Source organism: Selenomonas sp. AE3005 (assembly GCF_000686945.1).
Classification (GTDB): Bacteria; Bacillota; Negativicutes; order Selenomonadales; family Selenomonadaceae; genus Selenomonas_A.
This window is the reverse complement of record NZ_JMME01000006.1, coordinates 129,409-142,410: the sequence shown is the minus strand read 5'-3', so window position 1 is coordinate 142,410 and position 13,002 is coordinate 129,409. Positions and strand designations below refer to the sequence as shown.

General features: G+C 49.5%; 8 protein-coding genes. 1 reads left to right on the top strand and 7 read right to left on the bottom strand.

All coding sequences use genetic code 11. The features are described 5' to 3' along the window. Positions 1 to 272: 272 nt before the first annotated feature. Positions 273 to 1,589: an ATP-binding protein gene (locus tag DL94_RS0105875; RefSeq protein WP_028129364.1), complete on the bottom strand. Its 1,317-nt coding sequence runs from the start codon at positions 1,587 to 1,589 to the stop codon at positions 273 to 275. 420 nt (positions 1,590 to 2,009) lie between these two features. On the opposite strand from DL94_RS0105875, the gene trpS reads away from it, so the two are divergent. After that, positions 2,010 to 3,026 (top strand): tryptophan--tRNA ligase, encoded by a 1,017-nt coding sequence (gene trpS, locus DL94_RS0105870; RefSeq protein WP_028129363.1) that lies wholly within the window; start codon positions 2,010 to 2,012, stop codon positions 3,024 to 3,026. A gap of 195 nt (positions 3,027 to 3,221) precedes the next feature. Here trpS and DL94_RS0105860 read toward each other — a convergent pair whose 3' ends face one another. The 6 genes from DL94_RS0105860 to DL94_RS0105835 form a co-directional block, all read right to left on the bottom strand. Beyond that, positions 3,222 to 5,267, bottom strand: coding sequence for a methyl-accepting chemotaxis protein (locus DL94_RS0105860; protein WP_028129362.1), 2,046 nt, complete (start codon positions 5,265 to 5,267; stop codon positions 3,222 to 3,224). Positions 5,268 to 5,325: 58 nt separating this feature from the next. Then, positions 5,326 to 6,663, bottom strand: a complete 1,338-nt coding sequence (locus DL94_RS0105855) for an MATE family efflux transporter (RefSeq protein ID WP_028129361.1) — start codon at positions 6,661 to 6,663, stop codon at positions 5,326 to 5,328. Positions 6,664 to 6,668: 5 nt separating this feature from the next. Continuing rightward, on the bottom strand, positions 6,669 to 9,794 hold the full coding sequence (locus tag DL94_RS0105850) for an amino acid adenylation domain-containing protein (protein WP_028129360.1): 3,126 nt from the start codon (positions 9,792 to 9,794) through the stop codon (positions 6,669 to 6,671). 248 nt (positions 9,795 to 10,042) lie between these two features. Further along, complete coding sequence (gene nirJ2 / locus DL94_RS0105845) at positions 10,043 to 11,041, bottom strand: putative heme d1 biosynthesis radical SAM protein NirJ2 (protein ID WP_028129359.1); 999 nt, start codon at positions 11,039 to 11,041, stop codon at positions 10,043 to 10,045. A gap of 12 nt (positions 11,042 to 11,053) precedes the next feature. Beyond that, positions 11,054 to 12,235, bottom strand: a complete 1,182-nt coding sequence (nirJ1, locus tag DL94_RS0105840; protein WP_028129358.1) for a putative heme d1 biosynthesis radical SAM protein NirJ1 — start codon at positions 12,233 to 12,235, stop codon at positions 11,054 to 11,056. 33 nt (positions 12,236 to 12,268) lie between these two features. Then, positions 12,269 to 12,880: a TetR/AcrR family transcriptional regulator gene (locus DL94_RS0105835; protein WP_028129357.1), complete on the bottom strand. Its 612-nt coding sequence runs from the start codon at positions 12,878 to 12,880 to the stop codon at positions 12,269 to 12,271. Between the last annotated feature and the right edge of the window lie 122 nt (positions 12,881 to 13,002).

Here is a 13,002-nt window from a genome sequence, read left to right as displayed (position 1 = left end):
TAATATTTCCAAGGCAGTTGATGAGCCGGCTTTCCCCGTTTGGGGAGGTGAGAGTCATGACGCTATATGAAAAGCTATCGTTATTCGTTGCAATTCTGACGCTGATTGTCTCAATCCTTGGATTGTTAAAGTAATTTAGCATGAAAAAAGCCGCCCATGCGGCACACGGCGACCTTTCTCCAAATTCACTATTAAATAAACTAGGGAGAGTCGACGCTACCACACATCAACTGTCCTTTTAGTATATTTAATTATACATCATTACCTTTTTTTTAGCAAGTTTTCCCCGCACTCAAAAGCGAATTGATATACTGCTGGGCCGTCCGTCCGGACAGGCCGGAATGGCTCATTTCCCACTTGACAGCACCGGCACGCAATTCTTCGGCCGTGAGTTTTATTTCCGGATGACGGGCCGCGATATTTTCCACAATGGCAAAGTATTCCTTTTGATTTGGTTTAAAGTAGCCGATGGATAAGCCAAAGCGGTCAGCCAGGGACAATTTTTCCTGCACCGTATCATTGGGATGAATATCCGGGTCCATGAATTCAGCCCGGTCGTCCATGCGTTCTTTAATCAGATGACGGCGGTTGCTGGTGGCGTAGATAAGGATATTGTCCGGCTTGACCTCCAGGCCGCCTTCAATGACCGCTTTAAGATATTTGTACTCGATTTCAAATTCTTCAAAGGACAAATCATCCATGTAAATGATGAACTTATAATTGCGGTTCTTGATTTGGGCGATAATCCGCTGCAGATAGCGGAACTCATGCTTATACACCTCAATCATGCGCAGGCCCTGGTCATAGTACTCGTTCAGGATAGCTTTGATACTGGTGCTCTTGCCTGTACCGGCGTCACCATAAAGCAGTACATTATTGGCCTTGCGCCCCGCCACAAAGGCCTCTGTATTGGCCACGAGCCGCGCCTTCTGGCTTTCATAACCAACGATATCCGTCAGGCTTATCTCCCCCGTTGTCGTAATGGGTTCGAGCAGCTGCCCGGTTGTTTCCAGCTCCGGCGATACCCGGAAGGCCTTATTGAGCCCCAGCATGCCCACACCAAAGCGGTAGTAAAAGTCCGTCACCGCTGTCAGCATAGCAGCTGCACTGTCTGTTTCCCCAATGCGCTGGCATAAATAGCGTACCTTGTCGCTGACACTCTTATTGTAAATCTGCTGGCTCTTTTCCACCGCCGTGTAATCCTTGATAACCGTGAAACAATTTATCCCCAACACCTGTTCCAGCGGTGAAAAATCAAAATCCCACAGCTCCTTAAAGATTTGCATGTCATTTTCCGCAAACTGGCGGACGCTGCCCTCAACCGCACCGCGTTTTTCACAGACCAGCGTAAACGGCGCCTCCGTTGTGGCCAGCAAAAAAGCTAAATAGGAATGCCACAAATTCCCATTAAAGCCATAACGGGTTGCCACATCGAGCAGCCGGTTTATCTCGGTCAGCACTTCACTGCACAGCGCTGACCGGTCATAATCCTGAGCCTGCCAGCGCTGGTAAATCCCTGCCAGACGATAGAGAATGGCGTCCTTTCCCAAATTACGATAAATGATAAGCCGTGCTGTCAACTGATGCATTAGTGTAACCCCCTCGTATTGTAAATACCGTCCTCTCCATTTTAACACATATTTGTGCTCCGTGACCACAGAAAATGCATATCCGTAATGTTGACAACCCTGCAATGACGTGATAGGATAAACTGAGCAAACCGTTGAGGCGGGAGTAACGTCAGTATCAGCCCTTACAGAGAGTCCGGGACAGCTGGGAGCCGGATAGCAAGCGAACTGGCAAATGGGCCGCTGAGGGCGCACCGAACACTGAAACAGTCAGTAGGCTGCGACGCTGGACACGCGTCAGTTGTCAGAGATATGACGGTATCTCGTTAAGAGCATGGCTCAGCCATGAAACAGGGTGGCACCGCGAAGTATATTCGTCCCTGACAGAATTTTTCTGTCGGGGATTTTTTAATGCCCTGACAGGTCAAAGGAGCTATCACTATGGAAAACAAAGAAACTACCGACAAAAAAATCATTCTCTCCGGTATTCAGCCCACCGGCGTATTCACCTTGGGCAATTATCTGGGCGCAGTTAAGAACTGGCAGACAATGCAGGAAAACTACAACTGCTATTATTTCATCGCTGACCTGCACTCCCTCACGGTTCATATCGACCCGACGAAACGCAAACAGCAGACCTTGCAGGCCTTTGCTCTGCTGCTGGCCTGCGGCATTGACCCGGAAAAGAGCCTGATTTTCGTCCAAAGCCATGTCCGCAGCCATGCGGAAATGGGCTGGCTCATGAGCTGCTGCTCCCAGTTTGGTGAGCTCAGCCGCATGACGCAGTTTAAAGATAAGTCCAGCAAACACCCGGAAAACATCAACGCCGGTCTGTTCACCTACCCGGCGCTGATGGCCGGTGATATTCTGCTGTATCAGGCTGACTATGTGCCTGTAGGCGCTGACCAGACGCAGCATTTGGAATTCACCCGGGATATCGCTACCCGTTTCAATCACAACTACGGGGAAATCTTCAAACTGCCGGAAGGCTACTTCCCCAAAGCCGGGGCCCGTGTCATGAGCCTGCAGGAGCCCACGAGCAAGATGAGCAAGTCCGACACGAATCCCAAGGCCACGATTTCCATTTTGGACGAGGAAAATGTCATTCTCAAAAAATTCAAGAGTGCTGTCACCGACAGTGAGGCCGTGGTCTGCTATCGGGAAGATAAGCCCGGTGTCAGCAACCTCATGACCATTTACTCGGCCATCACCGGCAAGTCCATGGCTGAAATCGAAACCGAATTTGCCGGCAAAGGCTACGGTGACTTTAAGGCTGTCGTCGGCCAGACTGTTGCTGACGAATTAAAGCCTGTCCGTGAGAAGTACAAGGAACTCATGGGCGACCGCAAACATTTGGAAGAACTCATGCGTGACGGTGCACAAAAAGCCGAATACATCGCCCGCAAAACTCTTTCCAAGGCCAAGAAAAAATTAGGGCTGCTGCCGGAAATCCGGTAAGCAGACAGTAAAGGGGCGTTCCCGGTCATTGCCGGGAACGCCCCTTTTTATAACGCCGTTGTTCCAGTTTTGCCATAGGCAAAACTTCCTATTGGCGTTTCAACGAGGCGGGAGATATGCTCGCCGCCTGTTTTGGTATTCATGCCCCCACCTGCTGAGGTGGGGGACATTTTCTTGCCTCGTTATACATACATATTAAACTTTAAACTTGCGTACTTCCATCTGCAGCTCGCCTGCCATCTTGGCCAGGCTGTTGCTGGCATTAGCAATTTCCTGTACCGACGCACTCTGCTCTTCGGTAGCGGCGGATACTGTTTCCGCCTCTTCAGCTGTAGTACGGCTGGAATCCTCAATCGTACGGATATGACCGACAATCTCCTGGCCGCTTTCAGCCATACCGCCAATCCCGGCAGAAATGCTCTGCATCTGGCCGGATACTTCCTCCACTATTTCAATGATGCGTTTGAAGGATTCACCCATGGACACGATGTTCTGCGCACCCACGCGGACTTCTTCACTGCCAGCCTGCATGCCGGCCACTGCACTTTCCGTATCGCGGCGCGTTTCTTCAATAATAGCCGCAATACGCTGCGCAGCCTCCTGCGAGGATTCTGCCAGCTTGCGTACTTCATCAGCTACGACAGCAAAGCCGCGGCCATGTTCGCCTGCCCGGGCAGCCTCGATGGCGGCATTGAGGGCCAGCAGGTTGGTCTGTTCGGAAATGCTCGAAATCGTATCCACAATCTGGCCGATTTCGCTGGAACGTTCGCCGAGTGCCGTAACCACTTTGGTGGATTCAAGCGTGGATTCCTCAATCCGCTTAATCTGGCCGATGGCCTCGTTAAGCGTCTTGCCGCCGTCTTTAGCCACGGCCGAGGCCTCCCGGCTCTGCGATGCTGCATCGTCAGCTTTAGCGGCAATGCTCTGAATGGAATCATTCAGCCCTTCAATCGCGGAAGAGGTGGAATTTACAGCGTCAAGCTGTTCGCTGGTGCCCTGTGCCACACGCACGATGGAATCAGCCACCTGATTGGAGGCCTGTGCCGACTGCTCCGTGGTGGCGTTCAGTTCTTCGGCCGCAGCCGACAAGCTCTCAGACGAAGTGCTGACACTGGAAATAACATCACGCACACCCTGACGCATGGAGCGCACCGCTGCTGCCAGTTGTCCCAGTTCGTTGTTTACAGTAATCTGAGACGGACGGTTGCGGAAGTCACCGCCGGCCAGCAGACGCATTTCGTCCATCATCACCGCCAGCGGTTTCATGGAACGGTTAACCGTAAAGAGTACACCAAGGGAAATCAAAATGAGGAGCACCAGGGAAATACCGGTCATGATTTTCAGCACATTGGCCACAGGAGCAAAGAGTTCATCCTGATAGGCAACGGTAGCCATGCCCCAGCCCGTGGCTTTAATCGGGTTATAAAAGGCAATCATATCCTGACCATCAGCCCGGGTGAACTTGTAGACACCGGCCTCACCGGAAAGCATTTTTTCGCCTAAGGCACGTACAGCCGGGTCCTCTTCCTCGGAAATCTTTTTCTTCATGATGGCCCCTTCATCGGGGTTGACAATATAGGTGCCTTCCTTGGAAATCAGCAGGCTGTAGCCCTTTTCGCCTAATTTCAGGTCGCTGACCTTTTCCGTTACGGCATCAACATAAATGGCGGCCAGCACCATGCCGACATTGGCCCCATTATTGTCCTTGGCCAGGGCGATGGCATTGACAATGACCTTGCCCGTAGCCTGAGAAACTACCGGGGAGGACATAAAGGAATCCTTGGCACCGGTCATTGTTTCCTTGTACCAGGCCTTGTCGGCATTGTGCATTTCCTTAAAGCCGGACTTCGTCTGCCCGTACAGGACGCCCGAACCATTGAACGGCCCCCAGCTGACGCTGTCGTAAATGCCGGGATAAATTTTGTTCATGAGGTTCAAGCGGTAGACATTATTCTCATTCATCAGCTCCGGTGCGTTCGCAAGATTCTTCGCTGCCGGATGATTGGCCGCCGTCTGGGTTTCCAGCATACGGGTATCCAGCCAGGCCGACACGCCGCCGGCTACTTCCTGCGCATTCTTCAGCGCGCCGGTCGTCAGCTGCTGTTCAAAGGTCGAACCCACATAGCGGAAAATAATCCCTGCCAGCAATATGAGTCCTACTGCCACAATTGGCAGTACATACAGCAGTATTTCTGTTTTAACTGTGCGCGTGCCACCTAAGGCCTTGCTATTTTCAGACATTTTAAAATCCCCCCATTTGGTAGTTTATTTATATTTAGATATTAAAAATATCCACTCACTATACTTTATCGCCGCAATAATCGCCACGATACATGTAAAGCAGGGTAATTGCCACACTAGCAGCAGCAACTTCTGCTATAGACTGGCATCTCCACAAAATCTCTGCGCCAAACAGCAAAGGCAGAGTAAAAACAGCCAGTGTTTCAATTACAACTGTACGGGAAAAGGCGATAATTGCCGATATTTTCCCATTGTTCAAGCCAGTGAAATACGCTGAGGCATACGAGTTGAATCCCTGCAACACGAACGCCAAGGAAAAGGCCTTCAATGCATGTTCAGCCAAGACGCAAACTTTCTGGTCATATCCTACGTACACAGAGGCCACCCAACCGGCAGCCACCTGTGCCAGTAAAAACATCAGTACACCGAAAGTTAAATTTATCACCACACCTTTTTTCAACAAGTTTTTCAACTCTGCATAATTTTTAGCGCCATAATGATAACCCACTATAGAATTAGCCTCCAGCGCCATCCCATAAAACACCGACGTGAATATACCTTCGACAAACACAACCACGCCAAAGGCCGCTACACCATCCTCGCCCATAAAGCGCAGTAATTGCATGTTATAGAAAACAAAGATAACCGACACTGCCATATCTTCAACCATCTCCGACATTCCGTTGGAGCAGGTTTCCCAAAGGACCTTAGGTTCAAAATGACATTTGGTAAAACGCAGCCGGCTGCTGTTCTCACGTGAAAAATAGATAAGCGGTACAATACCATTCAGGCATGCGCCAATTCCCGTTGCCACAGCTGCGCCAACCATTCCCCAGCCGAACACCACAATAAACAGATAGTCAAAAATGATATTGCTGAACATATTGGCAATGGACAAATACAGCCCAAACTGCGGCTTTTCGGCTGTTATGAGCATACTTTGGAAAGCATAGCCAACAATCATAACCGGCAGGAAGATAAACAGCGTTCGTCCATACGGCAGGCCATATTCCATGATAGGCTGTGTAGCTCCAATCAGGCCGGCAATCTCCGGCAAAAATATAATCCCGATTATTGCCAGGAATATGCCAAAAAGCAATGCCGCTTTAATGAGCATAGTAAATACCTGATTAGCTCTATCCTGTTGGTCACGCCCCATTTCCGACGCTACCAGCGCACTGCCGCCAGTGCCGAACATATAACCTATGACGGATAGCATCAGCTGAAACGGATAAATTATATTGACTGCCGCAAATGCCGTCTTGCCAATATAATTCGATACAAAGAAACCGTCGATAATATCGTACGTTATAGCAATCAACACGGTACCTATTGTCGGCGCAGCAAACAGCAGCATTTTTTTATAGGTAAAATGGTCCGACAGTTTTATTTTCACTTATATCACCCCATCACAATCTCCACGAAATTTTTCATATACAGATTGTGAAATTTCACCATCAGATTACGTGAAAATATATTACCTGCCCACTCAAATTCTGATTCAAAGCAGCCTGAGTTATCATCATTTTCCAGGAATTCCAATTCCAGCCGTGCCCCCGGGGCACGATATTTGTTGGCCAAAGGAAGATAAAATGGTTTTAACTCATCAAGTTCATCGGCATTGATGTCACGCTGATAGTTTACCTCCATCGGGTCATTCCGGTACCGCTTGTCATCAGCCTCGAAATAATCATAGCTGGAATGGGCAATGCCTTCCGTTACCTGCAATTTCACTTCCGCCAGCAGCGATTCAATGCTGTCAATCCTATCCATATGAATGCCCACAGGTAAATTCTTTATCATCATGCCCACAGAATCTGCAGCATAGCCGCCCAGCCGATTATTGAAAATCCAGTTGGTCATCACATCATTTTTCCCCGAAAACTGATGCAGGGATTTGAGGGCAGCCGCGATGGCCATGACACTTCTTGACACCCGCAGCCTCTTCTCGGCTGCAGCCACGTCCTCCTCATCAAAAGGCAGCTTAATCACCCGCGCACTGGCCTCCAGATTAAATTCTTCATTATTGTCCTTATCCGGCGCCGGAATATTGCACCAGTCATAGCCGCCGTATTGCGCCTCAAAGTATGCTTTGTCCTCCTGATACTGCGGTGAATCGCGCAGCTTTTCTTCATTTGCCAGATATGTACAGTAGTAATCACGCGGCAGCGGTTCACCATGATAAGCACGGATAATATCGGCCATGACTAACCCCAAAGATGAACCATCCATTGCCAGATGATGCACATCGAAAAATAGGTAAATATAACGCGGCGACTTAAAGAGCCGGACACGGACGAGCGGGTCTTTGAATATATTAAACGGCCGTACCAAATCATCGGCCAGATGAATAATCTCCAAATCGCTCATATACTCATATTGAACATCCTGTATAAGTTCCGGCGTATATGTCTGTACCAAATCTTCCTCATCATCGAAACTAATCCGCATAGCCAGCGCAGGATGATTGCGAACGGCGGCATTGACCGCCTTCAGCAGTCTGTCCGGATCAGTTTGCGGCGAAAAACGCAGGAAGTATGACATATTATTAAACATTGTGGAACGGAATCTTGCAAACTGGGCATCGACCATTTCAATCTGCATAGGCGATAACTTATGCGGTTTCTTACGTTCCTTATCATCCGTTATGTCCAAATCTTCCCTAGTGTCACGTTCATTCAGCAGTTCTGCCAGGCGCTCTGCCGTTCGCAGGGTAAACAAATCAAAACTGGTAATCCCCTTGTCCGTCAGTTTCGATACCAACACCATACTGGAAAGCGAATCACCGCCCAATTGGAAGAAATCATCTTCAATTCCCACCATGTCACGGTCAAGGTGCAAAACTTCTGCAAACATATCACAGACATACCGCTCATTGTCATTGCGCGGTGGTACGTGTCTGCTATCCCCCCGCAGCGGCTCAATGTCAGGCAGCACTTTACGGTCAATTTTGCCATTAACGGTTTGCGGCATAACTGCCAGACGTTTTACCGCCACAGGAATCATGTATTCCGGCAAATGCTGCCTCATAAAGGCCAGGATTTCTTCTATAGCAGGTTCCTCTTCCTCCGCAGTCGTGAAATAGCCTGCCAGATAATCGGACCTGCCGGCCGGACTAAGTACTTTTACCGCACACGAGGCAATTTGCGGATATTCGCCCATTACCTTTTCAATCTCGTCCAGCTCTATCCGAAAGCCCCGTAATTTGACCTGATTGTCTATGCGCCCGTGAATGCGTATTGCCCCGTCCTTTGTCCATGAGGCCAAATCGCCGCTATGATATGCCCTTATTCCGTCAATGGTAAAAAAAGCCTTGGCTGTCTGTTTCGGCAGATTGATATAACCACGTCCGACACAATCGCCACAGATAATCAACTCGCCTTTTTCCCCAATGGGCAAATATTCGCCCTGCTGATTAACGACATAAAATTTTGTATTGACCATGGGGCCGCCAATGACAATTTCTCCTTCGGCCTCCATAACAGCAGCCGCACAGCCCATGGTACATTCCGTAGGGCCGTAGACATTCAATATCACGCTGTCCGTGCGCAGTTCCTTCAGTTTTTCAAACAGTCCTGCCGGAAATGCCTCAGCACCGACATCATAAAAATCGATATTCTTCAGCGCCTCCCGGCATTCCGGTATACTCAGTATGCTCAGCAAAAACGTCGGCGTGCAAAAAATAGCATTTATCCCCACGCTTTCTATGCATTTTGACAGCAAAAACGGGTCATGAATCTCATCTTCCGTGGCAATACACACGGTTCCCCCATTGGATAGCGGCACAAATTCTTCCACGATGGAAACATCAAACGAAAATGCCGCCATCGCCAGCGACACACGTCCGTCACGCACAAAATGCATAATTTCTATCGATTTTTCATCGCGCTCCATATAATTGGCAAAGCTGAGATGTTCAATCATTACCCCCTTGGGTTTCCCCGTCGAGCCGGAAGTATAGATTACATAAGCCAAATCATCCGGAGCAAGGCGTGTTGCCGGATAAGAAGTATCCTCGGTTTCCAGCAGTTCCTCTAAAGCTACGACCGAAAACTTTCCCCGCAGTTCCGGCCGGGCAGCTTTTATCGCCGCCGAGGTGATGAGCAGCGGTGCCTCAGCATCCTCCAAACAAAAACATATGCGCTCGTCAGGATAGGAGGTCACAAAAGGCAAAAATGCCGCACCTGCTTTCAGAATTCCCTGCTCAGCAATATATGCACCCACAGACCTTTCCAGCAACACACCAATAATGGTATCGCGGCAGGGATTGTCCGCATCGCCTTTTATGCTGTTTCCCAATCTTTTCTGCAAATAATTGGCCACACGATTGGCTTGTCTGTCTAACTCCCTATAACTCAACTCCCCAGCGGAAGTAGAAATTACAGCTGTTTTGTCAGGATGCTTTTTTACCTGTTCATGAATCCGTTCGGGCACGGATTTAAACGCAAAATTGCTCGCGGTTTTATTAAACTTTTCCTGTTCCTCAAACGCCTGTTTGCTCATGTCTTGGTATTCAGTTTTGTTCACAGTTGCGCGCCCCCTCTCTTCAGGAGTACATGATAGCGCTGTGTAACAATCGTATAAACTCTTTTAATTTATAAACTTTTCTGTATAATCTCGAACTGTTACAGCCACTACAGTTTATTACTTAGTTATTTTATTTTTATTTTCGACATTAACATTTTTATTCCTTCCACCCATGATTACAATACTTATGACATGCACAAAAAAATGAGGCAAGCGGTAATGTTTGCCCTACCGTCTGCCTCACAAAATTATTCTCCACGCCGCCCATGATACAGGCACCACGGTTCTTCGGCCATGTAGTCGCCGCCATGATAATAGGCTGCTCTGGCCCGGCACCCGCCGCACACACCCTTGTAACTGCAGGTACCGCAGCCGCCGCTGTATTCCAGCGTCCGCAATTTTTTAAGCACTTCACTGTCACGCCAGATTTCATCAAACGGCGTGTCATGCACGTCGCCCAGTTCCATATTCAGATACGCACAGGGCTGAACCTTGCCGCGCGGACTGATGATACAATAGCTCAGGCCTGCCAGACAGCCGCGGTGGAATCGTGTCTTTATCCCCAGCTGGTCAGCAATGCGCAGGAACTGCGGTGCGCAGGTTGGTTTTAATTCAATATCCACCTGCTCCTGTTTCTTCATAATCCGCGTGAGCACATCTTCATACTGCTCAGCACGCAGGGATTCTTCTTCGATGGTAGCTGCCCGGCCCGTAGGTACCAAAAAGAAAAAGTGATGCGCCTTGGCGCCGATTTCCACAGCAAAATCCGTCATAGCCTCAAGCTCGTGCTGATTCCAGTCCATAACCGTAGTATGAATCTGGAAGGGCAGCCCCACCTCCCGGCAGTTTTTCATGCCCTGTACAGCACCGTCCCAGCCGCCGGGGAAGGAACGGAACTTATCATGCTTGTCCTTATCCAGCGAGTCCAGGGAAATACCCATGCCTCTGGCCCCGGCCTCCTTTAAGGCCTTGGCCATTTCGAGCGTAATCAAAGTGCCGTTCGTGCCAAACACAGGGAACAGGCCCAAATCGGCAGCATACTTCACGAGCTCCACAATATCGGGACGCGTCAGCGGTTCACCGCCGGAGAAAATCATGATTTTAAAACCGGCCTTGGCAATTTCGCGCAGAAGTTTCTTGGCCTCCTCCGTGGAAAGCTCGTCCTCTGCCTTGCAGCCGGCGTCACGGTAACAGTGAGCGCAATACATATTGCAGTTGTTGGTGGTATTCCAGGATACAATCTTCATGCTGCGCCCTCCTTACTTGATACCGATTTCTTCATCGGTGAGATAACAGGAAGGGTCCGATTCCCAAAAATCACCGGTCACAGCCTCAGCCCGGGTGCGGAAATTGCCATTGCAGTTGTCCAGGAATTTGCACCGGGCACAGCGGCCTTTCAGCAGCGGTTTTCTATCTTTCAGGCCGGCCAAAATGGGGCTGGCACTTACGTCTGTCCAAATGTCACCGAACTTGCGCTCGCGGACATTGCCAAAGGTATGATGCTGCGTGAACTGGTCAGGATGCACGTAGCCCAACGGGTCAACCTCACCAAAGGCAATGCCGGAACGGTTGCCGCCATTCATGGAAATGTACTTTTTAATCTGCGCCGCTGTTTCATCGCGCCCCTCAGCCAGGGCTTTGAGATACATGTAAACACCATCGCAGTGATTGTCCACCGTCAGGATTTCCTTTTCCAGACCACGCTCCTCAAAGTCACGGGTGCGGCGGATAATGGTATCCATAGCCTTACGGGACTGCTCCGGTGTTACATCCTGATTGACCATCTTTTCGCCGCGGCCGGAGTAAACCAAATGATAGAAACAAACACGGTTTATGCCCTTTTCTTCGATAAAGTCAAAGATATTGTCCAGTTCCATGATATTATGATGGTTTATCGTAAAACGCAGGCCCACACGCTGGCCCACGGCCACGCAGTTCTGAATGCCTTCCATCGCCCGTTCATAAGCGCCCTCGACACCACGGAATTTATCATTGACATCTTTAAGGCCATCGAGCGATATGCCCACATAGCCCACGCCGATATCCTTAATGCGCTGGGCCACCTCTCTGGTAATCAGCGTACCATTGGTGGACAACGTCGGCCGCACGCCTTTTTTCTGTGCATACTCTGCCAGCTCAAAAAAATCCGGACGAATCAGCGGCTCGCCGCCGGAAAACAACAGCACCGGCACATTAAAGTCCGCCAGGTCATCAATGAATTTCTTGGCCTCCGCCGTAGTGAGTTCGTCCTTATACTTTTGGGCGTCAGACTGCATATAGCAGTGCATGCACTTCAGATTGCAGGTCTTGGTTGAATTCCAGACCACTACCGGCCCCATGCCCTCGGCAGCGCCATTGCGCATACTGTGCGCATTCTGCGTATAACGCAGGTTATCCCCATAATAATCCCTAGCAAATAACAGTTTAGTAACACTAATCATGCGAGCTTCTCCACTCCTAAAATATATTACACATTAAGTATCCGGCTGTGCCTTAATCCCAGCAAGCAGCAGCCGCATTTTCATAGACACATTTTCCTGAAAGGGAATTCCGAGCTTGCTGAACGCCGCTGCCTGATAAATGGAATGAAACATCTCCGCTATCAGCTCCGGCGGCACATCATTGCGCACTTCTCCGGCCTGCTGCCCCTCCTGCAAAATGCTCTCAAACAGGTGCTTAAAGCCCGGCGTCGGCATCGGCTTGCGCTCTTCCGCCTTCTCCGGCAGGCCTGAATGTTCCGCCGCGGCTAAAAACAGCGGCAGGACATAGCGGTTTTCATCAAGGAACTTAGCCGTGATTGAACAAGCGGAGGCCAGTTGTTCACAGGCCGGCCGCCTGGCCTCTTTCAATTCTTTCAGCGAGTCGTCTACTTCCTGCACCATGCCCCCCAGCAAATGCATGAGGATTTCTTCTTTGGACTGGAAGTAATTATAAAAGGTGCCTATGCCCAAGTCAGCCGCATTCATGATATCAGCCACCGATGTTTCCTTGAACCCCTTCTGACTGAACTCACGCACAGCCGCTGCTAATATCGCCTGCCGGGATAGCATTTTTTTCCGTTCCCGGCGGCCCATTTTTTCTTCCATGGTAACATCGCCCCAATTCCATAACTGATTTCAACTTCCGTTTACTTCTGTTTTCTATTATATCGGAAAAGTTTTCTACTGAAAAGGTAAAAAATGAATTTAATTCATTTTTGTAGGAATCA

Coding starts and splice junctions, on each gene's coding strand:
- DL94_RS0105875 (WP_028129364.1), bottom strand. CDS start 1,589: ATGCATCAGTTGACAGCACGGCTTATCATTTATCGTAATTTGGGAAAG.
- trpS (WP_028129363.1), top strand. CDS start 2,010: ATGGAAAACAAAGAAACTACCGACAAAAAAATCATTCTCTCCGGTATT.
- DL94_RS0105860 (WP_028129362.1), bottom strand. CDS start 5,267: ATGTCTGAAAATAGCAAGGCCTTAGGTGGCACGCGCACAGTTAAAACA.
- nirJ2 (WP_028129359.1), bottom strand. CDS start 11,041: ATGAAGATTGTATCCTGGAATACCACCAACAACTGCAATATGTATTGC.
- nirJ1 (WP_028129358.1), bottom strand. CDS start 12,235: ATGATTAGTGTTACTAAACTGTTATTTGCTAGGGATTATTATGGGGAT.
- DL94_RS0105835 (WP_028129357.1), bottom strand. CDS start 12,880: ATGGAAGAAAAAATGGGCCGCCGGGAACGGAAAAAAATGCTATCCCGG.